Raw genomic sequence first — 23,200 nt, forward strand, 5'->3', positions numbered from 1 at the left:
CAACCAGCCGGCGAACCGCAGGAGGCACCCCGTGGCAGACGAGATCCGAGGCACGACACAGGGCAGCGCGCCCGTGCCCCTGTCCGTGCTGGATCTGGTGACCGTGGGCGCGGGCCGCACGGCCACCGACGCCCTGCGCACCAGCGTCACCCTCGCCCGCCTCGCCGAGGCCCGCGGCTACCACCGCTACTGGGTGGCCGAGCACCACTCCATGCCCGGCGTGGCCTCCTCCTCACCGGCGGTGATCCTCGCCCACCTCGCCGCCCACACCGACCGCATCCGGCTCGGCTCCGGCGGCGTGATGCTGCCCAACCACGCCCCCCTGGTCATCGCGGAGCAGTTCGGCACCCTGGAGGCCATGGCCCCCGGCCGCGTCGACCTCGGCCTGGGCCGGGCGCCCGGCACCGACGGCGCCACCGCCGCCGCCCTGCGCCGCACCGACCGGCTCAACGAGGGCGCCGACGACTTCCCCCAGCAGCTCGCCGAGCTGACCCGCTTCCTGGACGACGACTTCCCCGACGGCCACCCCTACGGCCGGATCCACGCCGTCCCCGGCCCGGTGCAGGCCACCTCCCCGGGCGGCGTCCAGTCCCCGCACCGCCCGCCGCTCTGGCTGCTCGGCTCCTCCGGCTTCAGCGCCAGGCTGGCCGGCATGCTCGGTCTGCCGTTCGCCTTCGCGCACCACTTCTCCGCGCAGAACACCCTCCCCGCCCTCGACCTCTACCGCGAGTCCTTCCGCCCCAGCGCGGTGCTCGACGCGCCGTACGCCCTCATCGGCGTCGCCGCCCTCGCCGCCGACGACGAGAAGGAGGCCCGCCGCCAGGTCCTGGCCGCCGCGCTGAACATGGTCCGGCTGCGCACCGGCCGCCCCGGCCTGGTCCCCACCCCGGAGGAGGCCGAGGCGTACGACTTCAGCCCGATGGAGGAGGAGTTCGTCCGCTCCTGGAACGCCAACGTCGTCCACGGCACCCCCGACGAGGTCCGCACCGGCCTGGACGACCTCCACAAGCGCACCGGCGCCGACGAGCTGATGCTCACCGCCAACGCGCACAGCGGCGAGGCCCGCCTGCGCTCCTACGAGCTCATCGCCGACGCCTACGGACTCACCGGCGACTAGGGTTCTTCGCCGCGTCCCGGGGACGCCTCAGCGGCGGCCGCAGGCGTGGCCGTCGAGGAGTTCGGAGATGCGGTCCGGGGACACCGGGCGGGAGTACAGCCAGCCCTGCCCGGTGTCGCAGCCGATCCGCCGCAGCCTGCTGGCCTGGTCGGAGGTCTCCACGCACTCGGCGGTGACGGTCAGTCCCAGCCGGTGCGCGAGCTGGATCATCGCCTCCACGATCACCTCGTCGGCGGGGCTCGGCGGCTCCGCCTCGCCCGCCCGCTGCCCGGGCTGGAATCCCCGGACGAACGACCCGTCCAGCTTCAGCGCCGACACCGGCAGCCGGCTGAGGTAGGCGAGGTTCGAGTAGCCGGTGCCGAAGTCGTCGATGGCGATGTGCACCCCCATGTCGCTGAGCGCCCGCAGCGCCTCCAGCGGCCGCCCGGCCGAGCCCATCACCGCCGACTCGGTCAGCTCCAGCTGGAGCAGCCGCGGCGCGAGCCCGGTCTCCGCCAGCACCTCGGCGACGTCCGCCACGAGGTCGGAGTCCCACACCTGGCGGACCGCGACGTTGACGCTGACGAAGATCGGCGGCTCGTCCGGGTGCTCCAGCTGCCAGCGGCGGGCCTGCCGGCAGGCGGTGGCCAGGATCCAGCGGCCCAGCGGCACGATGGAGCCGTCCTCCTCCGCCAGGGTGATGAACCGGTTCGGCGTCAGCACCCCGAACTGCGGGTGCCGCCAGCGCACCAGCGCCTCCACCCCGCGCAGCCGCCCGTCCGCCATCGCGACCAGCGGCTGGTACTCCAGCGTGAACTCGCCCCGCTCCACGGCCGCGCGCAGCGTCGAGACCAGGGCCTGACGGGTCATGCGGGTCGCGTTGCGCTCCGGGTCGAACAGGGTCCAGCGGGCCCTGCCGTCCGCCTTCGCCCAGTACAGCGTGGTGTCGGCCGCCTGCATCAGCGCGGTGGCCGAGGTCCCGGCCGCCTGCCGTTCGACCACGCCGATGGACGCCGACACCGACAGCCGCCGGCCGGAGACGTCGAACGGCTCCTGAAGCGCCGTCAGCACCGACTCGGCCAGATCGGCCAGCTGCTCGGTGCCGGTCGAGTCCTCCACCAGCAGCGCGAACTCGTCGCCGCCGAGCCGGGCCACCAGCGGGGCGCTCGCCCTGCCGTAGCCGGCCTCGTCCGCGCAGGCCGTCAGCCGCCGGGCCACGGCCGCCAGCAGCCGGTCGCCGATCCGGTGCCCGAGGGTGTCGTTGACCGCCTTGAAGCCGTCCAGGTCGAGGTAGCACAGGCCGATCCGGCCGGTGCCGCCGCGCTCGTACGGCTCCGTCTCCAGCGCGGCCGACAGGCGTTCGAAGAACAGCGTGCGGTTGGGCAGCCGCGTCACCGGGTCGTGCATCCGCAAGTGCCGCAGCCGGGACTGGAGTTCGCGGCGCACGCTGATGTCGGCGAGGGACAGCAGGACGCCCGGCGGGCAGGCGGCGGCGCCGGACCCGGTCCCGGGCGTGCCGTCCGGCGCGCCCGCCGGCGTGTCCCCGGCCGGCAGCGGCGCCAGGGTGACCTGGACCCACCGGGAGTGGCCGTCGGGGTGCTTGAGGTGGCGCACACAGCGCAGCCGGGCCCGCCGGCCGCGCAGCACCGCGCGGTACGCCTGCCAGGTGCGCGCGTCGGAGGCCAGGTCCACCAGCTCGGCGGCCGCCTGCCCGGCCAGCTCGCCGGGTTCCAGGCCGAGCAGCTCGCCGAAGGTGTCGTTGGCGCTGACCACCAGGCCCTCGCGGTCGACGACGGCCATCGCGAGGGGCGCGGCGTCGAAGACCGAGCGGAAGGGAGATCCGGCGGACTCCGCCGTCCGGGTGACGCCGGGGCCGGGGGCGGCCTCGGGGACGGGTTCGGGAACGCCCTCGGGGCCGGGCGGGGGGACTGGCGCCGCACGGCCCCCCGCGACAGCGACGGCAGCGGCCGGTTCGCCACCTGACGGCGTCATGACATCACTCTGTGTGACTTTCGGCTGGATGAGGTCCACCGCGGGCGTCGGCCCCTCGGACGTTCCGCTCACCGCTCGCTCCCGCAGTGCACTCGGTTCTCGTATCGGTCTCGTCGGGTGGTCGGCCGGGTGACGAACGGCCGCCGGGCCCGTGTCCGCGCAGGAAAGTGCCAGGAAAGTGTGCCGATCATAGAGGTTGGCACCGGGCCGCTGCCAGCGGTTCGCCGGTCTCTTCGGATCACGCGCACTCCTGACGGATCGTTTCTGTCCGCACCTGGACAGGTTCTTCGGGCCACCGATCACTTGTGACGTTCCGTGAACGGCCCGGGGGTGTCGCTCCTCCCGGCCCCGCGGCACGGCTCCGTACCTCCCGAAGGTGGTCCCCTCACCCTTCCGGTGCAGACAAACAGGGCGTACCGCTACAAACTCCCACAGGCTGGGTTCGGTGTCCCCGCGAACCGCACCCGGAGGTCTCCGTGCCGCGTCAGCTCCCCCTGAAGGCGCTCAGCCGTGACGCCCTCAAGGCGCTGGACCGGGCCGGCGCGCGGCCCCGACTGCGCAGCACCGCCGCCGTGTTCACCACGCTCTCCGCGCTCGCCGCCACCTCCATCCTCAGTGGTCCCTCGGTCGCCGAGCCGTTCTCGACCGCGCCCTGCGCGCTGCACCGCACCGCCGCGCACCACTCCGAAGGGGTGGACACCTGGAACGCCTCCTACGTCCGGCCGACCCGGCCGCTCGACGCCGTGATGGTCTTCCTGTCCTTCCCCGACTCGGCCCCGCTCACCACCCCCGACGAACTCGCCGCCGACCACTTCCCGGGCACCAGCCAGTTCTTCGCCCGCGCGTCCTACGGCAGGTTCACGCTGCGCCCGCACCCGCTGCGGCACTGGATCCGGATGCCGCGCCCGTCCACGGCGTACGCCATGCACCGCGACTGGAACGCCGCCGACCGCACCGCCTATCTGCGCGACGCGGTCGCCGCCGCCGACCCGCAGGTCGACTTCTCCCGCTACGACGTCGTCTACCTGGTGGCCGACCCGGACGCGCCGGGCGTCGACCCGGACGCCACGAAGGTCGTCAACCTGGACACCCCGCTGCGGGCCGACGGCCGGGACCTGCGGCGGGTGGTGACCGTGTTCGAACGGCACCCGCCGGACCGGCTGGTGCTCGCCCACGAGACCGGGCATGTCTTCGACCTGCCGGACCTGTACCACCGCCCCTCGGACGACAAGGGCGACTGGGACACCTACGTGGGCGACTGGGACCTGATGGGCAGCCAGTTCGCGCTCTCCCCGGACCTGTTCGGCTGGCACAAGTGGCGGCTCGGCTGGTTGGACCCGCGCCAGGTGGCGTGCGTGACGGGCTTCGGGCCGACCCGGCTGACCCTGGAGCCGCTGGAGGCCGGCCCGACCGGTGCGGGTGCCACGGGCGGCGCGGGCGGTGCGAGCGGCGGAGGTGGGGGCGGTGTGGACGGGATCGGCGCGGACGGCGTCGGGGGTGACCGGAGCGGGGCGGGGGCCGGCGGGCGGTCGCTGTTCGGGCTGGGCGGCGGGACGAAACTGGCCGTGGTGCGGACCGGGAGCGACACCGCGCTGGCCATCGAGGCGCGCACCTCGACCGGCAACGACGCGACCGGCTGCCGGGAAGGAGTGCTGGTCTACCGGGTGCGCGGCACGACCGAGTCGGGCGGCGGGTCCGTCCAGGTGATCGACGCCCATCCGCGCACCGAGGCCTGCTGGGAGAACTCGGTCTACCCGCCGCTGGCCGACGCGCCCATCGAGGTGGGCGAGAGCTTCACGGTGCCGGGCGACGGCGTCCGCGTGGAGGTGGAGGACCGCACGGCCTCGGGCGCGTACACGGTCAAGGTCACACCCGCCTGAGCCGGCGGTGTCGAGACGGCGAGTCGGATACGACGGAGGGCCGGTTCACGTTTCCGTGAACCGGCCCTCCGTCTCCAACGTGCGCCGCCAGGGACTCGAACCCCGGACCCGCTGATTAAGAGTCAGCTGCTCTAACCAACTGAGCTAGCGGCGCCTGCTGACGTCGTAGACACTAGCATCCTGATCGGCCGGAGGAAAAATCGAAATCCGCACGGCGTCCCGGGCCGCCCGCACGGCCGCCCACAGCAGGATCTCGGGGCCCGGCAGCCACGGACAGCGGGTGTCCGGGGCGACCAGCCAGCGGGACGCGCGGCGGCCGAGACCGGTGCCGGGGACGGGCGCGGGGACGGTCACCGCGTCGCCGTTGCCGTGGCACAGCAGCGGCGGCACGCCCCCGGCGCGGCCCGCGCCGTCCGTGCGGCCGCGCGAGCCCCACTCCTCCCACTCCAGCAGCGAGGGCAGCCGGTGGGCGGTGCCCGGCGCGGTGAACAGCAGCATGCGGTCCCGGTGCACGGCGACCGGCCCGGCGCCGGGGCCCTCCTCCCACAGGCGGTCCAGCATCCGGCGGCCGAACATCGCGGGCGCGTTGACCACGTCGAACGCGGTGCCGCAGGGCAGCACGACCGGCGCGTCGGGCCGCTCCCGCCAGAACGCGAGCGTGCTGCGCGGGTGGGCGGCGGCGGAGGCGAGCCAGGCCGCGCCGTCCGGGGTGACCCCACAGGGGTCGCCGTGGCGGTCGGCGGCGAGGTCGAACTGACCGGGGTGCGCTTCGTTGCGGGTGCGGCTCATGCCGATACATCTACCGACCGTGCCCGGCCGGTTCCCCAGGGTCGCGGGAAATCGGGACAGACGCCGGAGGAAGGGAGTATCTTGCCCGCCTGTCATATGCCAGGTCGCTTGCGCGGGGCATGTTCCACGGGCGCGGAGCCGCAGTACGGGCGGACGCGGTGGGGGTGGGCGCGGGGCGGCCGGATCAGGCGGCGGGACGCGGGGGCGTCACAGCGGGTCGGACGGGTTGGCGTGCACGCTCTCCCCAGTGCCGCGCAGCAGGTCCCAGCCGAACTCGATCATCTTCTTGGCGTAGTCCTCGGTCCACTCCGCCCGCTCGGCGATGTCCGCCGCGCTCAGCCGGTCGAACCGGCGCGGGTCGGCGAGCTGCGCCGCGGCGACGGCCTGGAACTCCACCGCGCGGTCGGTCGCCGCCCGGAACGCGAGCGTCAGCTCGGTCGCCCGTTCCAGCAGCGCCCGGGGGTCGTCGATCGACTCCAGGTCGAAGAAGTGCTCCGGGTCGGCAGCGGCCGCTGCGGGCTCGAAGAGCAGGGGCGCGGGGCGTAGCCGCGATTCGTTGCGACGCGGCGTGGGCTCCGCCATGTCTTCTCCTCCTCGTACGGTTCGGATGGCGCCGCCTTCTGGAAGGGCCACCCTCCATTGTCTCGCGTGAGCGCAAGGGGGCCTGGGGGCGAGCGGCGGCGACCCCCGGGGTGGTCAAGGCGCGACGGCCCCCGGATGTTCCCGGGCTCGCGAGGTCCGCCGGTCAGGGGGGCGGCGTTGGGCCGGGGGCCGGTCAGCCGGACGCTCACGGTCGCCAGGGCACCCGGTGTTCGTGCAGGCGGGCCAGTACCGCGTGGTTCGCCTCCCAGCCGTCCGGGCTGTGTCCATCGGCCGCCTCCGGCGGCGTGCCGGACTCCGTCCGGCGAAGGGGGCCGGTCAACCGGACGCTCACGGTCGCCAGGGCACCCGGTGTTCGTGCAGGCGGGCCAGTACCGCGTGGTTCGCCTCCCAGCCGTCCGGGCTGTGTCCATCGGCCGCCTCCGGCGGCGTGCCGGACTCCGTCCGGCGAAGGGGGCCGGTCAGCCGGACGCTCACGGTCGCCAGGGCACCCGGTGTTCGCGCAGGCGGGCCAGTACCGCGTGGTTGGCCTCCCAGCCGTCCGGGAACTTCACCGTCACGCCCAGCTGGACCGGTTCCGTGGACGGGTGGTCGTCCAGGAGTTCGGTCACTCCGGCGCGGCAGACGACGATGCAGGCGTGCCGGTGGCGGGAGGCGAGGACGCACAGCCTGCCGGTCTCCAGGTGGAACGCGGTGGCGTCGGGACGGCCGGAGAGCGGGTGCAGGACGACCGTCACGTCGAACTCCCGCCCCTGGAGCCGGTTCGCGGTGTCCACGGTGACGTCCGTGACGCCCAGCCGCGCGAGCTCCGCCCGCACCGCCGCCGCCTGGTCCCGGTGCGCCGTGCCGACGGCGATCCGGTCGGCGGTCAGCGGCGCCGGGTCGGCCGACCGCTCCGAAGTCGCCGCGCCGCCCCGCTCCAGCAGCCGCCGTACCACCGCCGCGAGGGCCCGCACCGCCTCCGGGTCCGTGCGCGGGGTGTGCCGCGCGGGCAGCTCCAGCAGGCCCCACCCGGACGCGGCGGCCTCGTCGATCACCCGGTCGGGCCCCGAGCCGTCCGAGGGCACCGCGAAGGCGAGCCGCCGGTCGCCGGCCGTCGTGCCGCTGCGGAACGGCGTGTACGGGTAGAACGCGTCCGACACCAGCGGCGCCGCCGACGCCGGCAGCCGCCAGGACACCGGCAGCCGGTGCTGGGGCAGCTCCGGATTGTGCGCGAGCAGCGTCGTCACCGCGGACGCCGACGGGTCGTAGCTCAGCCCCGCCCACTGCTCCCCGCCGACGATCGTGAACGGGTCCAGCTGGCCGGGGTCGCCCACGAACAGCGCCCGCTCGAACAGCCCGGCCACGGCCAGCAGCGCGTCCGAGCGCATCTGGTACGCCTCGTCCACGATCGCGTGCCGCCACGGCTCGTCGACCTTCACGTGCGCCCACTTCGCGGCGGTGGACACCACCACGTCCAGCCCGGCGAGGTCGGCCGCCTTGGCGGACTTGCGCACGTTCGCCAGGCCGTCCAGCGCCTTGTCGTAGGGGTCGGCGTCGCTGCTGTGCAGCCGGCCCACCGGCAGCCCGGGCCCCTTCTCCGCGAGCCGCAGGACGAGGTCGTCCACCTGCGCGTTGGTCTGCGCGACCACCATCAGCGGCCGTCCGGCTGCGGCCAGCTCCAGCGCGGCCCGCACCACCAGCGTCGACTTCCCGGCGCCGGGCGGCGAGTCCACCACCACCCCGCGGTCCGTGCCGTGCAGGGTGTCGCGCAGGATCGCCGCGGTGGCCCGGGCGGCGGCCGCACCGGGGTCGGGGGCCGGCCGCGGGCCGGCCTCGGTCGGTCGGGCGGGGGCGGTCACAGGACGTCCTCCTCGGTCACCGGGTCGGGGGCCTCCGGCACGCTCTCCTCGCCGGGCGGGCCGCCGTGCGTCCAGGGGGTCTGCTCGGGGTCGGGCAGCTTCGCGCCGCCGCGCTGCTCGTGCTCGAAGAGCGTGAAGCACACCAGGTCGCCCTTCTCGGGCACCGAACCGGCCTCCGGCTCCTTGCCGCGGCCCATCTTGTCGAGGATCCGCAGCACGAGCAGCGTCCCCTCGTCCTCCTCGGCGACGCACTGCGCCGACTGCGGCCGGCCGCCCAGCGAGCGGTACACCTTGGCGCGCTCGGCCAGGTGCGGCCGGTCCTCCGTGCGCACGGTCACCAGCGGGCGCGGGCTGGGCCGCTTGCCCTCGCCGTAGGCCATGACGACGTCGACGACCTCGCCCGCGAACGCCTCCCCGGCCAGCCGCCGCCCCGCCATGACCAGCGGGTCGTCCAGCGCTTCCTGCGCGTCCAGCCGGGCCTGCTCGCGCTCGCGCGCGGCCAGCTTGCCGGCCGCGGTGACCGCGTCGTCGCGGCGCGGCTGCGGCGGCTCCCCGGCGAGGATCCGGTCGCGGTGCCCGGTGAACGACCAGCGGTCCCGCGTCCAGCGCTCCGCCACGTGCGCGCCCTCGGGCAGCGTCCGCAGCAGGTCGAGGCCGTCCCACACCTTCTCCCAGGTGGGCAGCGCGCACGTCTCGACCAGCGCGAGGACATCGCGCTCGGCCGCGGTGAGCGCGCCGAGCCGGTCGTCGGCCGTCAGGCCGTCCTCGGCGGCGGCCAGGGCCTGGCGGGCGCGGTCGTAGCGCTCGATGGCGGGCGCGAGCAGCTTGTTGTCGAAGGCGGGGTCGGTCGCCGGACCGGCCGGCGGGCAGCGCAGCTGGCCGGCCGCGTCCCGCTCCAGCTCGGCCCGCAGCGCGGCCTCCGCGCCGGAGGCGCCCCCGGGCGGGGCGATCCACGCCAGCAGCGCCCCCAGGTGCTGGTCCTCAAGACCGGACTGGCCGGTGGTCCAGTGCTGGGCCAGGACGTCGCTCAGGGCCAGCAGCAGCGAGGAGCCGGGCACCCGCGCCCGCTCCCCGAAGTGGGTCAGCCACCGCCCCAGCAGCGGCACCCTCGGCGGCGCCGGATGCGGGGCCTCCGGGTCCTGCTCGGCGGTGCGCCGGAACCGCATGGAGCGGCCCAGCAGCCGTACGAACTCGATGCCCGCACGGCTCGGCACGATCAGCTGGGGCGCGTCCGCGCACAGCTCCACCTCGACCTTGACCCGCTTGCCGGTCTCCGGGTCGGTGTCGGTGCGCTCGGCGGCCTCCACCGCCCCGGCGAAGGAGTCGACGTAGGGCAGCATGACGTCGGCCAGCTCGGCGAGGAACGCGAACCGGAGGTCGCGGTCGCGCGGCTGCGGCACGGCCAGCAGGCGCGGCGCCCGCCGGTCGGCGCCGACCAGCGCGCCGAGCGGGGCGCCCGCCTCACCGGCGGTGGTGAGCGGCACGAACACCAGCGGCCGGTCGGACAGGTGCCGGTGCCGCACGGTCGCGCCGGGCTGCGCCCGCCCGCTGTGCACGGCCTCCAGCCGGGCGAGGGTGGCGATCAGCGACATACCGCCCCCTGCCGCCCGTCGTCCAGGGCTTCGTCCAGGGCTTCCCGGTCGCCGGGGCCGCCGGCCGGCCGGTGCCCGGCCAGGGCCTCGGCCCGCAGCCGCGCCGCCCGGCGCAGGGCCGCCACCGCCGGGTCGTCCGGGTCGCCGGCCTCGCCGCGGGCCGCCGCGAGCACGTCGTCCACCGTCGACAGACCGCCCAGCTCCGCGCGCGCCGCGCGGCCCAGCGCGGTCACCGCGCCCGCCGCCCGGGACCGCGCCCGGCAGTGGAAGGCCAGCTCGCAGGCGGCCAGGCACTCGGGCGCGTACGCCGCGGGCACCGCCTCGACGGCGGCGGTCAGCTCCTCGGCGGGCAGCTCGGGGGAGAAGCACGTCCCGTCGGGCAGCGCGTCGGCGATGTCCTGGACGCGGGTCAGCCGGGCCAGCTGGCGGGCGGTCACGGCGCGCTGCTTGCGCACGTCGACGGCGGCGGCGGTGGGCAGGTTGGAGAAGTCCTTCGGACACACCAGCAGCACCCGGTGCCGCACCCGCGGCGCCGGGTCGAGCCGGGCGGCGGCGCGCTCCAGCGCCAGCACGTACACCGCGGCCTGCCGGGCGGCCGCGCCGACCTTCGCCGCGTCGGCGGAGCCGTCCAGCATCGGGAACGACTTGATCTCCACGACCGTCCAGCCGCCGTCGGGGTGCACCACCACCGCGTCCGGCTCCAGGAAGGCGGGCGAGCCGGCCACCTCCAGCACGAGCATCGGATGGTCCAGCAGCGTCCAGGAGCCCGCGGCCGTCGCCTCGCGCAGCGCCAGCGCCGTACGCTCCGCGCGCCCCTCGGGGCCCGCGGCGCTCAGATCGGGGGGACCGGGAAGACCGGGGGAGCCGGCCCGCTCGGGCGGCTCGGCGGCCGGGTCGAGCCGCTGGTGGACCAGCCGCAGCAGTTCGGCGCCGCCGTCCGCCTTGACCCGCGCCTCGAACGCGTTGCCCCGGGTCAGGGCGAACTGGGACTGGCCGAACGCGGACGGGGCGCCCAGCGCGCCCGCGAGCGCCGCCTTGTCCACCCCCGCGCCGTCCAGCAGCGCGCGCCGCCGGCAACCCGGGTTCGCGGCCAGCGCCGCCAGCGCGCGGGCGTCCAGCGCCCGGGCCGGCACGCCAGGACCGCGCAGTTCAGCGAGCTTTCCCGAGACTCTCGGCTTCGCTGGGGACACCCCAGCCGGGAGCGCCGTCCCCCGCGTCCTTGGGGGAGGCACCCGGTTCGGCTCCGGACCCGAACCGTGATTCGCGCTGCCGTGGAATTCGCTCACCCGCCGAAGTCTGGCACCCGCCACTGACAATCGCGGAACCCGAGCCCGCCGGGGCCGCCGCGGAGTCCGCGCCCGCCGGGGAGCCGGCCAGGGCCGGGACCCGGGCCGTCACCAGCGCACGCGCCCGGTCCGCGCCCCGCGTCACGAACGGCGCGAGCAGCAGACCGACGCCCATCACGGCCACTCCGGCGACCGCGTCCAGCAGGTAGTGGTTGGCGGTGCCCATCACCACGATCGCGGTCAGCAGCGGGTAGGCGACGCCGGCCGCCTTGGCCCACCGGGTGCGGCCGTGCCGCCACAGCATGACCCCGCACCACAGCGCCCAGCCCACGTGCAGGCTCGGCATCGCCGCGTACTGGTTGGTCATGCCGCCCATGCCGCGCGGGGCGCTGGCCTCGCCGCCCCACCAGCCGTAGGAGCTGTAGTGGGCCATGGTGTCCACGAAGCCGTACTCGGACGACAGCAGGCGGGGCGGGCAGGTCGGCAGCAGGGTGAAGCCGATCAGTCCGATGAACGTCGACGTCATCAGCCAGGTGCGGGCCGCGCGGTAGATCCGCGCGTACGAGCGGAACAGCCACACCAGGATCGCGGGCGTCACCACGTAGTGCAGCGACGCGTACCAGAAGTCGGCCGGGACGCCGAGCCAGGGCTCGCGGGTGAACAGGCGGTTGAGCGGGTGCTCGGCGTTCAGGTGCAGCGCCTGCTCGAAGCGCAGCAGCGCCAGACCGTGGTCGACGGCGCCGGAGACGTCACCGCGGACCAGCAGCCGCCCGCCCGAGTAGCAGGCGTACACCAGCACGATCAGCGGAAGCTCGGTCCACCAGCGCAGCCGGGTGCGCGGGGCGGCCTCGGTGCGTGGTGCGGGTGCCGGTGCCTTGGTCTGCGGCATCCGATGCCCCTCCCCCTTCTGGTCGCTGCGGCGCCCGGTGATCCCCGGTCGGTCGTGCCACTTTACGGTGCGCGCACCCCCGGGTGGGGAGCGCCCCCGGCCCAGGAAGACGCGGGGAACGCCGCCCGGGTTGCCCGTGGACGGCCCCTGACCAGCGTGCGCGATGATGGAGGTGTTCCGTCCGAAGATCTGACTTTTTCCCGGAAAGGCTCCTCATGGCACCGCGCATCCTGCTGGTCCGGCACGGACAGACCGAGTGGTCGCTGTCCGGAAAGCACACCGGCAGGACCGACGTACCGCTCCTGGAGGAGGGGCGGCGCGGCGCCAAGCTGCTCGGCGAGCTGCTGCACCGGGCGCCGTACGACGGCCTGCCCGGCGTCGAGGTGCGCACCAGTCCGCTGGTGCGCGCGCGGGAGACCTGCGAGCTGGCCGGCTTCGGCGACCGCGCCACGTCCTGGGACGCGCTCATGGAGTGGGACTACGGCGCCTACGAGGGGCTGACCCCGGCGCAGATCCAGGACGAGCGGCCCGGCTGGCTCATCTGGCGCGACGGCGTCCCGAACGGGGAGACGCGGGCCGAGGTGACGGCCCGCGCCGACGAGGTGGTGGCCTGGGCGCGCGCGGAGGACCGCGATGTGCTGGTCTTCGCGCACGGGCACATCCTGCGCTCCATAGGCGCGCGCTGGCTCGGCCTGCCGATCGACTTCGGGGCCCGCCTCCGCCTCAACCCGACGTCTCTGTCGGTGCTGGGCTGGGCGTACGGCGAGCCGGCCGTGCACCACTGGAACGAAGTCGGCCACCTGGCGGCCTGACCGCCGCGCGGGCGGGCCGGTATGGGGCCGGGGGGGCCGTCAGTACTGGCCCTGCGCCCCGCCGTCCCGGGCACCGGCCCGGGGGTCCGTCGCCACTGGCCCGGGGATCCGTCGGCACCGGCCCCGGGATCCGCCGGCGCCGGCCCGGAGACCTGGCGACCTGTCGGCACCGGCCCGGAGACTCGTCGGCACCGGCACCACGGCCCGCCGTCCGGGGCGGCAGCCCTGGGGCCGGTCGTCCCGGGCGGCCGGTCGGAGCGCCGGGCGTTCCCGGCCGGGTGCTCAGGCCGTCCGCGGCGTCGAGGCGTGCCGTTCCAGGAACGCCGACACTCCGGCGGCCCGCCGGTGCGGCAGCAGCACGCGCGCCGTCCCGGCCAGCATCGTCTGGATGCGGGAGGACTGGACCTGGTCCAGCAGGTCCAGGACCTTCAGCCCGGCCGTCGCGGCCTCGTCGGGGTGGCCCCCGCGCGCGAGGTCGTCGGCCAGCTCGGCCGTGTACAGCGCGATGTTCCGGGTGAAGTGGGGGTCCTGGAGCTCGGCCGCGCGCCGGGCGTGCCGCGCCGCCCGCGGCCAGTCGCCCAGCGTGGACCAGCACTGCGCCTCAAGACCCTCCAGCTCGGCCTCGCCGTAGAAGGTCATCCACTCCGGGTCGGTCTCCGCGGGGCCGCGCCCGAACAGGACCTGCGCGCGGGTGAGCGCCTGCGCGCAGGCGGTGCGGTCGGCGAGCCCGGCCCAGCCGCCCGCCTCGCGCAGCGCGAGCAGCGACATCAGCCGCGCGGAGCCCAGCTCCCGGCCGGCCCGCTGGGCGGCCTGCGCGGCGCGCACCGCCTCGCGCGGGCGGCCCGCGTCGCGGGCGAGGAACGCCGTGTTGCAGAACGCGTGTGCCTCCAGACCGGCGTCCCCGGTCATCCGCGCGGTGGCCAGGGCCTCGGCGTAGTGCGAGCGGGCGTCGTCGAAGCGGCCCGAGTCGTGGGCCAGCCAGCCCACCGAGATGGCCAGTTCGCCGGCGCCCGAGTGCAGCCGGTCGGCGGTGGCCTGCCGGGTGGCGCCGGCGTCCAGCAGCGCGTAGGCGGCGCGCAGCGGAGCGGCCGCGCGCCGGTAGAGGCCGTCCGCCCCGTGCCGGTCGTCGAGCAGCCGGATCCTGCGGACGGCCTCTTCGAGGGCGCCCGCGTCGCTCGTGCCGGCGCGGCGGAGCGGCCGGTCCGCCGCGGGGGCGGCGGAGGCGTCGGGGGCGAGCCCCAGGGGACCCAGCGAGACGGCGGCCACGGTGGCGCCGGAGCGGGTCATGAATGCGCGACGCAGCACGTCGCTCTCCTCGTGGTCTTCGTGCGGGTGGTACGGGTCGGGCGGGGCTTGCGGGGGGTACGGGTCGTGCGGGTCGGGCGTTGCCCGCGGGTCGACGCGATCCCGCCCGGGCGGCGGGGCCGTGCCCTCCCGCGGTTCTCGCGCGTCGTGGGCTTGATACGGGTGACACGCGCCCCGTGTTTCATACGGGGCGCGTTCCGGGCTCGTGACGCACACGGGGGGCGCGTCGTCCTCCGGGGCGCGCGCCGTCCGTCCGCGGACGGACGAGCGGGACGCGAACCCCAGGTCGGTGAGGGTCCGGCCGGGGAACATGTGCAGGAACACCCGTTCGTAGGCGTAGTTGGGACAGCGGATCTCGCCCGCCTCCACCCGGCCGATGTAGCGCGCGTCACAGCTGACCCGCTCACCGATCTCGCGGGCGGCCCGCCGCACCATCGCGGCGAACTCGGCCGGCGAGCGCGGTCCGCGCAGTCGCCGGAAGGCGAGATTCGGCCGCGGTGGCCGGGGGAACTGAGACGAGGTCACCGTTGACGACGCCATGGCCGGGCCCTCTCGTGCGAACCGTCGAACCATGCCGGAAGCGGGGTGAGTTGTCCGGGTCGTCCCGGTGCCACCCTGTTTCCGGCGAGCACGAACGTACCCGCTGTGTCCGGCCCGCCACGCGGTGTTTGGCGACAAACCGGATATCCCCTCCGTGATCTGCCATGAACTGCCATCCTTTGAGGCTGTCTTCGGCCGTAGCCGTTGACGTGCCGCGGCGTTGTACCCCATGGACCGGGAGTGGACCGCGAGCGGACCGACTCCCCGCCCGTCGACTCACGAGGAGGGGTATCCGTGGTGGAGGCCGGGACGCAGACCGGTGGGAGCGTCGACCCGTGTCCGCCGCCGGCGGCCGAGACTGGGTGCGACCTGGTGACGGTGCCGGCGCGACAGGGACTTGAGGCGGTCGACATCCTGCGCCGCGGGACGGGGGAGGCGGTGGGACCCGTCCTGCACGACGACGGCGGCGACACGCTGGGCTTCGTGGTGCCGGCGGGCACGGCCGAGGCGTGGGACGTGCCGGGCAGCACCTGCACCGGCACCGACGGGCGGGGCCTGCGGCTGGCGCCCGAGCCGCCGGTGGAGGGCTCGGACTGGCTGCTCCCGCCGGAGGAGGCCGACCCGGCGACGGACCCCGCCGTCCTGCGCCGCGCCCTCGGCGAGGCGGCCCGGCTGATCGCGGCGGCGGACAGCTGCCGCTGACCCCTCGCCGACGGGGCGGCCGCCGCCCGGTGCACCGCGGCCGCCCGCCCGGTCCACCGCGGCCACTCACCCGGTCCACCGCGGCCACTCGCCCGATCCACCGCGGCCACTCACCCGGTGCACCGCGGCCGCCCGCGCGTGCGGTCGTGGCGGCTTGCGACAATGGCCCCATGGGAAGGTCCAGGAGTCCCCGCCGGGAGCGTGGCGCCGTCGAAGCCGTGAGCGAGCGGATCGACGGCGGGCTCGCCCAGCTCGTGCCCGACCGGGAGCGGCCCCGCGGCTGGACCCTGCTGATCGACGGCGCCCCGCAGTCCCACGTCGACCTGGACGACCCGGCGTACCTCTCCTTCGAGTACCAGCGCCGGCTCGGCCACGTCATCGACCTGGCGGCGCCGCCCGGGAAGCCGGTGCACGCCGTCCACCTCGGCGGCGGCGCGCTCACCCTCGCCCGCTACGTCGCCGCCACCCGCCCCCGCTCCACCCAGCAGGTGGTCGAACGCGACGCCGCCCTCGTCCAACTGGTGCGCCGCGAGCTGCCGTGGGACGCGAACGCGCGCATCCGGATACGCTCCGCCGACGCCCGCGCCGGACTCGCCAAGGTGCCCGACGGCTGGGCCGACCTCGTCATAGCGGACGTGTTCAGCGGCGCCCGCACCCCCGCCCACCTCACCTCGGCGGAGTTCCTTGACGAGGTCCGCAGGGCGCTGAAGCCGGACGGCCTCTACGCCGCCAACCTCGCCGACGGGCCGCCGCTGGCCCATCTGCGCGGCCAGATCGCCACCGCGGCCGCCCGGTTCGCCGAACTCGCCCTGATCGCCGACCCCGCCGTGCTGCGCGGCAAGCGCTTCGGCAACGCCGTCCTCGTCGCCCGCGACCTGCCGCTGCCGGTCGCCGAACTGACCCGGCGCTCCGCCTCCGACCCGCACCCGGCCCGCGTCGAACACGGCCGCGCCCTCGGCGACTTCACCGGCGGCGCCCGCCCCGTCACGGACGCCGCCGCCGTCGCCTCCCCGGCCCCGCCGCCCTCCGTCTTCCACTGACTTCCACTGACGCGCGGCGCAGCCGGCGACTCCGCGGGCTCCGGCGGCCGAGAGGTCCTTCAGAAGCCCAAGCCGCGTGACAGCAGCGGCAGATGGCGCTCGTACAGCTCCGCCAGGTCCTCGCGGCCGTCGCCCTCCACCCAGTGCCGTACGAGGGTGGTGAAGACCGCGATGACGGCCGCCGCCGCGCATTTGATCTCCAGGTCGGCCGGGTCCCGGCCGGTGCGTTCGGCGAGGACGGCGGCGATCTCGTTCTCGCTGCGCTGCTGCTCGGCGACGTGGCGGGCGCGCATCGCCGGGTCGGTGAAGCTGATGCGGGTGCGCAGCAGGAGTTCCTCGCGGTCGCGTTGCAGCATCGCGCCGACCGGGCCCTTCAGGGTGGCGATGACGGCGTCCACGAAGGGCTCGTCTGCGGGCCGGGCCCGCAGCGCCTCGGCCAGCGCGGGGTCGTACTCGTCCTGGAGGACCACGTCCTCCTTGCTGGGGAAGTAGCGGAAGAAGGTGCTGGGCGAGACCTCCGCCGCGTCCGCGATCTGGTCGACCGTGGTCGCCTCGTAACCGTGTGCGGCGAACAGCCGGTAGGCCTCGTGGCGGATGCGTTCGCGGGTCTTGCGCTTCTTGCGTTCGCGCAGGCCGAGCGGGGCGGCGGAGGTCTCGTGCGTCGTCATGCAACCGATTCTGCGCGCTGCGCCGCGCCCTCGGCCACCGTCGGGGCGGCGGCGGCACGGCGGGGCAGGAACAGCGCGGCGAGGACCCCGGTGACCAGGGCGATGGCGCCGCAGGCGGTGAGGACCAGGTCCATGCCGTGCACGAACGCCGTGTGCGCCGAGAGGCCGAGGCCCGGGTCGTGCAGCCGTGCCGCCACCGCGTCCGCGCCGGTCACGGAGTCGCGCGCGGTGTGCGCCGCCGGCGCCGGCAGGCCGTCGGTGCGCAGGCGGGCGAGGTAGCCGGCGCCGAGCAGGCTGCCGAGCCCGGCGACGCCGAGGACCCCGCCGAGCTGCTGCACCGTCTCCAGCAGACTGGTGCCCGAGCCGGTGTTCGTCTCCGGCAGCGCCCCCATCGCCAGGCCGGTCGCCGGTACGACCGCGAGGCCGAAGCCGAGTCCGGCCAGGGCCAGCCACAGCGCGGTGAGGCCGTAGCCGTCCGAGCCGCCCGTGGTCGCGCCGAGCAGCGTGCCGGCCGCGAGCAGGAACAGGCCGAGCGGGACGACGACGCGCGCGCCGAGCCGCGGTACCAGCGCCTCGCTCATCGCGGCCGCCACCATCAGGCCGCCGATCAGCGGCAGGACGCGGATGCCGGTGCCGAGGGAGTCGTTGCCGAGCACGGCCTGGAGGTACTGCGGGACGACGAACAGGATGCCCGTCACCGCGAAGTTGACGAAGACGGCGGTCAGCGTGCCCCACAGGTAGCGCCGGTCGGCGAAGAGGCCGAGGTCGACGAGGGGGTGCAGGTGGCGGCGCTCGTGCAGGACGAACGCGGTGAGCAGGACGGCCGCGGCGCCGAGCGAGGCGAGGACGGCCGGAGCGGTCCAGCCGTGGGCGGGGATCAGGATCGTGCCGTGGACGAGCACGGTGATGCCGAGGCCGCCCAGGACGGTGCCGAGGGTGTCGAAGGGGACGGCCCGGTCCGCGGTCCGCGGGTCGCGCGGCAGCAGCCACAGGCCCGCGAGCAGGGCGAGTCCGGCGACGGGGACGTTGAACAGGAACACCGAGCCCCACCAGAAGTGGTCGAGGAGCCAGCCGCCGACCAGCGGGCCGACCGGCATGCCGAGCGCGGTGGCCGCCGTCCAGACGGCGATGGCCCGGGGCAGCTCTTCCTTGGCGAAGACGCGCGGCAGGATCGCCATGGTCAGCGGGGTGATGGCGGCGGCGCCGAGACCGAGGACGGTCCGGGCCGCGACGACCTCGCCGGGCGAGCCGGCGAACGCGCCGGCGAGCGAGGCGAGGCCGAACAGGGCGATGCCGGCCAGCAGCAGCCGGCGGTGGCCGTACCGGTCGCCGAGCAGGCCGACCGGGAGCATGGCCACCGAGAGGGCCAGCAGGTAACCGCCGCTGATCCACTGCAACTGGCCGCTGTCGGCGTGCAGTTCACCGGCGATGGTGGGCAGGGCGACGCTGATGACGGTTCCGTCGAGTCCGACGATCAGGACGCTGAGGGTGAGGGCGGCCAGCGCGAGCCAGCGGCGCGGCGACCGGGACAGAGAGTGCGCGGACATGCGGACCTCCCATGAGGCGGGCAACTTGGTGAGAGGCTACCGCCAAATGAGAGTCGACTGTCAATATAAAGTTGTCTGCCGGATTGCCTGTTCACGGTGGCTGTCCCTAGTAGGTGCCCACCTCGACCCGTGGCGGGCCGTCGTGCCAGGTGCAGATGACCGACACCCGGTCGGCGCCCGAGGTGAACTCCACCCGGATCCACGCCGCCGTCTTCCACACCTGCATCGACCAGCCCGTGCCCGGGGTCGCCGACACCAGCGTCGCGGCGGCCGGACCGAGGTCGAAGACCACCCGGCCGCCGTCGGTGTCGTAGCTCTTGACCCGGCCGGCGGCGGTCGCGGTGGGGGAGGGGGCGGGGCGCGCGCCGGACGCGGAGGCCGAGGGGCGCGGGGCGGCCGGTGTCCGGGACGGCGTGGCCGGGCCGGCCCCGGTGGCCGGCGCGCTCGGCGCGGCGGACGGGCCGCGGGCGGCCGAAGCCGGCGGCGACGGCGCCTTCGCCGTCGCCTCGGCCGCCGTGACGGGCAGGGCGCGCGGCGGGTCGTAGGCCGTGCCCGCCATCACCGTGTGGACGCCCCACCACGACAGGGTGGCCGCCGCGCCGGTGGCGAGCGACCACGCCAGTACGTGTACGAGTCCTCTGTGCATCGCCGTCATACTGCCGCACGCGCCCCCGCGGGGTCGCACGCGCACTCGCGGGGCCGGCGGCGGGGGCGCGGCACCGGGTCGTCCACAGGGCGTTGTCCACGGGGCGTTGTCCACAGGCGGCGGGGGTCCGGCCGGAGTTGTCCACAGGCCCGCACCGCGTCCGCGTCCATGGCGTACGGTGCGGCGCATGGCAAGTGTGCTCGTGGTCGAGGACGACCAGTTCGTACGCTCGGCGCTCATCCGGCAGTTGACCGACGCCTCGCACACCGTGCGCAGCGTCGGCACGGCGCTGGAGGCGCTGCGCGAGGTCGCCCACCTCCGCTTCGACGTCGTCATCCTGGACCTCGGGCTGCCCGACCTGGACGGCTCGGAGGCGCTGAAGATGCTGCGCGGCATCACCGACGTGCCCGTCATCGTCGCCACCGCGCGCGACGACGAGGCGGAGGTCGTCCGGCTGCTCAACGCCGGGGCCGACGACTACCTGACCAAACCGTTCTCGGTCGAGCACCTGTTCGCGCGGATGGCCGCCGTGCTGCGCCGCGCCCGCTCCGGCCCCGCCGACACCGCGCCCCCCGCCGTCCTGCGGGTCGGCGGCCTGAGCGTCGACCCGCTGCGCCGCCAGGCCGAACTGGACGGCGTACGCCTTGACCTCACCCGCCGCGAGTTCGACCTGCTGGCCTTCCTGGCCGGCCGGCCCGGCGTCGTCGTGGCCCGCCGGGAACTGCTGGCCGAGGTGTGGCAGCAGTCCTACGGCGACGACCAGACCATCGACGTCCATCTGTCCTGGCTGCGCCGCAAACTGGGCGAGACCGCCGCCCGGCCGCGCTATCTGCACACCCTGCGGGGCGTCGGCGTGAAGCTGGAACCGCCCGGAGCGGAGCCCGTGCGATGAGATGGGCCCTGGTCAAGGTCTGCCTGGCGGTCACCACCATGGTCGTGATCGCCTTCGCCGTCCCGCTCGGCCTGGTCGTCAAGGAGATGGCCCGCGACCGCGCCTTCTCCCACGCCGAACGCCAGGCCGCCGCCGTGGCGCCCGCGCTGTCCATCACCACCGACCACGACCAGCTCGAACGGGTCGTGGCCTCGGCCGGCTCGGACACCGAGATGGCCGTGCACATACCGGCGACCGACGGCAGGCCGGCCGTCGACATCGGCCGCCGCCGGGCCGCCGAGGCGGACATCGCGGCCGTGCGGCGGATGGGCCGCGCCTCCACCACCGCGACACCCGGCGGCTCCGTCCTGCTCCAGCCGGTCGCGCTCGGCTCCGGCGCCATCGCGGTGGTCGAGGTCTACGTCCCCGAGGCCGAGGTCAGCAACGGCGTCGGCACCGCCTGGGCGGTCCTCGCCGGAGTCGGCGCGGCGCTCGCCGTCGGGTCCGTCGCCGTCGCCGACCGGCTCGGGGTGCGGATGGTGCGGCCCGCCCGGCGGCTGGTCGAGGGCGCGCACGAACTGGGCGAGGGCAAGCTCGGCGCGCGGGTGCCCGAGGAGGGGCCGACCGAACTGCGCCTGGCGGCGGTCGCGTTCAACTCCATGGCCGACCAGGTCGTCCAGCTCCTCGCCAACGAACGGGAGCTGGCCGCCGACCTCTCGCACCGGCTGCGCACCCCGCTGACCGTGCTGCGGCTCAACGCGGCCTCGCTCGGCCACGGGCCGGCCGCCGACCAGACCCGGGCCGCGGTCGCCCAGCTGGAGCGCGAGGTCGACACCATCATCCGCACCGCCCGGGAGGCCAAGCCGCAGACGGCCGCCGTCGGTCCGGGCGCCGGCTGCGACGCGGCCGAGGTGGTGCGGGAGCGGATGGGGTTCTGGTCCGCGCTCGCCGAGGACGAGGGCCGCACATGGCGGCTGGCCGGGGTGGAGCGGCCGGTGCGGGTGCCGGTGGCCCGCGCGGACCTCGCCGCCGCGCTGGACGCCCTGCTCGGCAACGTCTTCCGGCACACCACCGAGGGCACGGCGTTCGCCGTCGACGTGCACAACGGCGACGACGCGGTGATCGTGCTCGTCTCCGACGCCGGTCCCGGCATACCCGACCCGGACGCGGCCATGCTGCGCGGCCGCGGCTCGGGCAGCGACGGCTCCACCGGGCTCGGCCTCGACATCGTGCGGCGGCTGGCGGAGTCGACCGGCGGCGACGTCCGGATCGGCTCCTCCGTCCTCGGCGGCACGGAGGTCCGCGTCTGGCTCCAGCTCGACGGCCGCGGACCCGCCGCCCGCGGCGGCCACCGCGGCGGCGTCCGGCGGCGGCGCGGACGCCTGGCGGCGAAGTGACCGCGCCTGACGCGGGCCGCCCGGCCGCCGCGATCTTTAACCGCCCCCGATCCCTTCCTTAAGCGCGCCCTAAGAAGCTCAACAGCGGTCCCGAACAGGCGGATTGCCCGATTCCGGGCCGCTAGCGTGCTGCCCGCACCGCACCCCCCGGAACAGTGAAGGCAGGCACGATGAGCACGCACCGGCGCAGGATCAGTGGCAGGAACAAGGTGATCGGCGGACTCGTCGCCGCGGCCGTGGTCGGGGGCGGCGCACTCGTGTTCACCGCCACCGCGCAGGCGGCCGGCGTCGGCGCCGCCTACACGCGGACCAGCGACTGGTCGACCGGCTACACCGCGCAGTACGTCGTCACCAACGACAGCGGCCAGGCGGAGAAGGACTGGACGCTGGAGTTCGACCTGCCCGCCGGCGCCAAGCTCGGGTCCCTGTGGAACGGCGAGTCCACCGTCAGCGCCCAGCACGTCACCGTGAAGCCGGCCAAGTGGGACACCGCCGGACTCGCCCCCGGCAAGTCGGTCACCGTCGGTTTCGTCGTCGACGGCGCCGGCGACCCGACCGGCTGCCGGATCGACGGCGCCTCCTGTTCCGCGGACGGCGCCGCCACCCCGGAGCCCAGCGGCCGCCCGACGCAGCCGGCCACCCCGACCCCGACCCCCTCCGCCACCAGGACCACGACACCGCCCGCCACCCCGACGCCGACCCCGACCGCCTCGCAGAGCACCGGCACCGGCACGGGCACCACCGCGACCGCCGGCTTCGCCCCCTACGTCGACACCTCCCTCTACCCGGCCTACGACCTGCTGGCCGCAGCCGACGCGACCGGGGTGAAGAACTACAACCTCGCCTTCGTCACCGACGGCGGCGGCTGCACGCCCAAGTGGGGCGGCGTCACCGACCTGGCCGGCGACGGCGTCGCCGCGCAGATCGGCGCGCTGCGCGCCAAGGGCGGCGACGTACGGGTCTCCTTCGGCGGCGCGTCCGGCTCCGAACTGGCCACCACCTGCTCCTCGGCGGACGCGCTGGCGGCGGCCTACGGGAAGGCCGTCGACCAGTACAAGCTGACCAAGGTCGACTTCGACGTCGAGGGCGGCGCGCTGCCGAACGCCGCGGCCAACACCCGCCGCGCCCAGGCCATAGCCAAGCTCCAGCAGCAGCACCCGGGCCTGGACGTCTCCTTCACCCTCCCGGTCATGCCCGAGGGCCTGACCCAGGACGGCGTCAGCCTGCTGGCCAACGCCAAGACCAACGGCGTGAAGATCTCCACCGTCAACATCATGGCGATGGACTACGGCGCCTCCTACAACGGCGACATGGGCGCCTACGCCGAGCAGGCCGCCACCGCCACCCAGGCCCAGATCAAGAGCGTGCTCGCGCTGTCCGACAGCGCCGCCTGGAAGACGGTCGCCGTCACCCCGATGATCGGCGTCAACGACGTCTCCTCGGAGGTCTTCAAGGTCGACGACGCCACCCAGCTGGTCAACTTCGCCAAGTCCAAGGGCCTCGGCTGGCTCTCCATGTGGTCCGCCACCCGCGACAAGCAGTGCGCCGGCGGCGCCAAGCCCACCGCGGACGCCACGTGCAGCTCCATCGCCCAGGGCGCCTCCGCCTTCGCCAAGGCGTTCGGCGCCTACAACTGACGTAACCGCGTGGGCCGGGCGGTCCCGTGGGGCGCGCGGCACTCCCCTCCGGCTCCCGTGCGCCGCGTCC

General features: G+C 75.4%; 21 protein-coding genes and 1 tRNA gene. 8 read left to right on the forward strand and 14 right to left on the reverse strand.

The window, feature by feature from the left end:
• The first annotated feature begins 31 nt into the window (after positions 1-31).
• Positions 32-1,117: an LLM class flavin-dependent oxidoreductase gene (locus ABEB07_RS03040; protein WP_164583964.1), complete on the forward strand. Its 1,086-nt coding sequence runs from the start codon at positions 32-34 to the stop codon at positions 1,115-1,117.
• A 27-nt stretch (positions 1,118-1,144) separates the two neighbouring features.
• On the opposite strand, the gene ABEB07_RS03045 is transcribed toward ABEB07_RS03040, so the two are convergent.
• Positions 1,145-3,088 carry a putative bifunctional diguanylate cyclase/phosphodiesterase gene (locus tag ABEB07_RS03045; RefSeq protein ID WP_425588941.1) on the reverse strand — a complete coding sequence of 648 codons (1,944 nt, stop codon included), beginning with the start codon at positions 3,086-3,088 and terminating at the stop codon, positions 1,145-1,147.
• A 476-nt stretch (positions 3,089-3,564) separates the two neighbouring features.
• Here ABEB07_RS03045 and ABEB07_RS03050 point away from each other — a divergent pair, with 476 nt between their 5' ends.
• A complete protein-coding gene (locus ABEB07_RS03050; protein WP_345666898.1) occupies positions 3,565-4,968 on the forward strand; it encodes a M6 family metalloprotease domain-containing protein in 1,404 nt (467 codons plus the stop codon).
• Between the two features lie 80 nt (positions 4,969-5,048).
• On the opposite strand, the gene ABEB07_RS03055 is transcribed toward ABEB07_RS03050, so the two are convergent.
• The 9 genes from ABEB07_RS03055 to ABEB07_RS03095 all read right to left on the reverse strand — a co-directional run bounded on the left by ABEB07_RS03055 (position 5,049) and on the right by ABEB07_RS03095 (position 11,965).
• A tRNA-Lys gene (locus ABEB07_RS03055) sits at positions 5,049-5,122 on the reverse strand.
• Positions 5,113-5,757 (reverse strand): bifunctional DNA primase/polymerase, encoded by a 645-nt coding sequence (locus ABEB07_RS03060; protein ID WP_345666899.1) that lies wholly within the window; start codon positions 5,755-5,757, stop codon positions 5,113-5,115. The genes ABEB07_RS03055 and ABEB07_RS03060 overlap by 10 nt, the downstream gene beginning before the upstream one ends.
• A gap of 207 nt (positions 5,758-5,964) precedes the next feature.
• Entirely contained in the window at positions 5,965-6,339 is a 375-nt protein-coding gene (locus ABEB07_RS03065) for a hypothetical protein (RefSeq protein WP_176149095.1), read from the reverse strand.
• Positions 6,340-6,544: 205 nt separating this feature from the next.
• The gene (locus ABEB07_RS03070) at positions 6,545-6,691 is read right to left on the reverse strand and encodes a hypothetical protein (RefSeq protein WP_345666900.1); all 147 of its coding nucleotides are present in this window, start codon (positions 6,689-6,691) and stop codon (positions 6,545-6,547) included.
• The gene (locus ABEB07_RS03075; RefSeq protein WP_345666900.1) at positions 6,688-6,834 is read right to left on the reverse strand and encodes a hypothetical protein; all 147 of its coding nucleotides are present in this window, start codon (positions 6,832-6,834) and stop codon (positions 6,688-6,690) included. Before ABEB07_RS03075 ends, ABEB07_RS03070 begins: the two co-directional genes overlap by 4 nt.
• Positions 6,831-8,198, reverse strand: a complete 1,368-nt coding sequence (locus ABEB07_RS03080) for an AAA family ATPase (RefSeq protein ID WP_345666901.1) — start codon at positions 8,196-8,198, stop codon at positions 6,831-6,833. The genes ABEB07_RS03075 and ABEB07_RS03080 overlap by 4 nt, the downstream gene beginning before the upstream one ends.
• Positions 8,195-9,790, reverse strand: coding sequence for a hypothetical protein (locus ABEB07_RS03085; protein WP_345666902.1), 1,596 nt, complete (start codon positions 9,788-9,790; stop codon positions 8,195-8,197). The genes ABEB07_RS03080 and ABEB07_RS03085 overlap by 4 nt, the downstream gene beginning before the upstream one ends.
• Positions 9,781-11,022, reverse strand: coding sequence for a hypothetical protein (locus ABEB07_RS03090; RefSeq protein ID WP_425588942.1), 1,242 nt, complete (start codon positions 11,020-11,022; stop codon positions 9,781-9,783). The genes ABEB07_RS03085 and ABEB07_RS03090 overlap by 10 nt, the downstream gene beginning before the upstream one ends.
• Positions 10,940-11,965: a phosphatase PAP2 family protein gene (locus ABEB07_RS03095; protein ID WP_345666905.1), complete on the reverse strand. Its 1,026-nt coding sequence runs from the start codon at positions 11,963-11,965 to the stop codon at positions 10,940-10,942. The genes ABEB07_RS03090 and ABEB07_RS03095 overlap by 83 nt, the downstream gene beginning before the upstream one ends.
• Before the next feature lie 215 nt (positions 11,966-12,180).
• On the opposite strand from ABEB07_RS03095, the gene ABEB07_RS03100 reads away from it, so the two are divergent.
• Positions 12,181-12,777 (forward strand): histidine phosphatase family protein, encoded by a 597-nt coding sequence (locus tag ABEB07_RS03100; protein WP_345666906.1) that lies wholly within the window; start codon positions 12,181-12,183, stop codon positions 12,775-12,777.
• Positions 12,778-13,059: 282 nt separating this feature from the next.
• On the opposite strand, the gene ABEB07_RS03105 is transcribed toward ABEB07_RS03100, so the two are convergent.
• A complete protein-coding gene (locus tag ABEB07_RS03105; protein WP_345666907.1) occupies positions 13,060-14,622 on the reverse strand; it encodes a hypothetical protein in 1,563 nt (520 codons plus the stop codon).
• 294 nt (positions 14,623-14,916) lie between these two features.
• On the opposite strand from ABEB07_RS03105, the gene ABEB07_RS03110 reads away from it, so the two are divergent.
• Positions 14,917-15,324, forward strand: a complete 408-nt coding sequence (locus ABEB07_RS03110) for a hypothetical protein (protein WP_176149088.1) — start codon at positions 14,917-14,919, stop codon at positions 15,322-15,324.
• A gap of 170 nt (positions 15,325-15,494) precedes the next feature.
• Positions 15,495-16,364 carry a spermidine synthase gene (locus ABEB07_RS03115; protein WP_176149087.1) on the forward strand — a complete coding sequence of 290 codons (870 nt, stop codon included), beginning with the start codon at positions 15,495-15,497 and terminating at the stop codon, positions 16,362-16,364.
• A gap of 59 nt (positions 16,365-16,423) precedes the next feature.
• Here the strand turns inward: ABEB07_RS03115 and ABEB07_RS03120 are convergent, their stop codons facing one another.
• The 3 genes from ABEB07_RS03120 to ABEB07_RS03130 all read right to left on the reverse strand — a co-directional run bounded on the left by ABEB07_RS03120 (position 16,424) and on the right by ABEB07_RS03130 (position 19,225).
• The gene (locus ABEB07_RS03120; protein WP_176149086.1) at positions 16,424-17,032 is read right to left on the reverse strand and encodes an acyl-CoA-like ligand-binding transcription factor; all 609 of its coding nucleotides are present in this window, start codon (positions 17,030-17,032) and stop codon (positions 16,424-16,426) included.
• Positions 17,029-18,579: an MFS transporter gene (locus ABEB07_RS03125; RefSeq protein WP_345666908.1), complete on the reverse strand. Its 1,551-nt coding sequence runs from the start codon at positions 18,577-18,579 to the stop codon at positions 17,029-17,031. The genes ABEB07_RS03120 and ABEB07_RS03125 overlap by 4 nt, the downstream gene beginning before the upstream one ends.
• A 106-nt stretch (positions 18,580-18,685) precedes the next feature.
• Positions 18,686-19,225 (reverse strand): hypothetical protein, encoded by a 540-nt coding sequence (locus tag ABEB07_RS03130; protein WP_345666909.1) that lies wholly within the window; start codon positions 19,223-19,225, stop codon positions 18,686-18,688.
• A gap of 187 nt (positions 19,226-19,412) precedes the next feature.
• Between ABEB07_RS03130 and ABEB07_RS03135 the strand changes: the two genes are divergently transcribed.
• From ABEB07_RS03135 to ABEB07_RS03145, 3 genes are all read left to right on the forward strand, one after another.
• Positions 19,413-20,117, forward strand: coding sequence for a response regulator transcription factor (locus tag ABEB07_RS03135; protein WP_203635123.1), 705 nt, complete (start codon positions 19,413-19,415; stop codon positions 20,115-20,117).
• Positions 20,114-21,493, forward strand: a complete 1,380-nt coding sequence (locus ABEB07_RS03140; RefSeq protein WP_345666910.1) for a sensor histidine kinase — start codon at positions 20,114-20,116, stop codon at positions 21,491-21,493. The genes ABEB07_RS03135 and ABEB07_RS03140 overlap by 4 nt, the downstream gene beginning before the upstream one ends.
• A 170-nt stretch (positions 21,494-21,663) precedes the next feature.
• Positions 21,664-23,130 (forward strand): glycoside hydrolase family 18 protein, encoded by a 1,467-nt coding sequence (locus tag ABEB07_RS03145; RefSeq protein ID WP_345666911.1) that lies wholly within the window; start codon positions 21,664-21,666, stop codon positions 23,128-23,130.
• The last annotated feature ends 70 nt before the right edge of the window (positions 23,131-23,200 follow it).

The sequence above is a fragment of the Streptomyces similanensis genome (assembly GCF_039543625.1).
Taxonomy (GTDB): domain Bacteria; phylum Actinomycetota; class Actinomycetes; order Streptomycetales; family Streptomycetaceae; genus Streptomyces; species Streptomyces similanensis.

Coding starts and splice junctions, on each gene's coding strand:
- ABEB07_RS03130 (WP_345666909.1), bottom strand. CDS start 19,225: ATGCACAGAGGACTCGTACACGTACTGGCGTGGTCGCTCGCCACCGGC.
- ABEB07_RS03115 (WP_176149087.1), top strand. CDS start 15,495: ATGGGAAGGTCCAGGAGTCCCCGCCGGGAGCGTGGCGCCGTCGAAGCC.
- ABEB07_RS03095 (WP_345666905.1), bottom strand. CDS start 11,965: ATGCCGCAGACCAAGGCACCGGCACCCGCACCACGCACCGAGGCCGCC.
- ABEB07_RS03120 (WP_176149086.1), bottom strand. CDS start 17,032: ATGACGACGCACGAGACCTCCGCCGCCCCGCTCGGCCTGCGCGAACGC.
- ABEB07_RS03045 (WP_425588941.1), bottom strand. CDS start 3,088: ATGACGCCGTCAGGTGGCGAACCGGCCGCTGCCGTCGCTGTCGCGGGG.
- ABEB07_RS03145 (WP_345666911.1), top strand. CDS start 21,664: ATGAGCACGCACCGGCGCAGGATCAGTGGCAGGAACAAGGTGATCGGC.
- ABEB07_RS03135 (WP_203635123.1), top strand. CDS start 19,413: ATGGCAAGTGTGCTCGTGGTCGAGGACGACCAGTTCGTACGCTCGGCG.
- ABEB07_RS03065 (WP_176149095.1), bottom strand. CDS start 6,339: ATGGCGGAGCCCACGCCGCGTCGCAACGAATCGCGGCTACGCCCCGCG.
- ABEB07_RS03060 (WP_345666899.1), bottom strand. CDS start 5,757: ATGAGCCGCACCCGCAACGAAGCGCACCCCGGTCAGTTCGACCTCGCC.
- ABEB07_RS03125 (WP_345666908.1), bottom strand. CDS start 18,579: ATGTCCGCGCACTCTCTGTCCCGGTCGCCGCGCCGCTGGCTCGCGCTG.
- ABEB07_RS03085 (WP_345666902.1), bottom strand. CDS start 9,790: ATGTCGCTGATCGCCACCCTCGCCCGGCTGGAGGCCGTGCACAGCGGG.
- ABEB07_RS03100 (WP_345666906.1), top strand. CDS start 12,181: ATGGCACCGCGCATCCTGCTGGTCCGGCACGGACAGACCGAGTGGTCG.
- ABEB07_RS03105 (WP_345666907.1), bottom strand. CDS start 14,622: ATGGCGTCGTCAACGGTGACCTCGTCTCAGTTCCCCCGGCCACCGCGG.
- ABEB07_RS03140 (WP_345666910.1), top strand. CDS start 20,114: ATGAGATGGGCCCTGGTCAAGGTCTGCCTGGCGGTCACCACCATGGTC.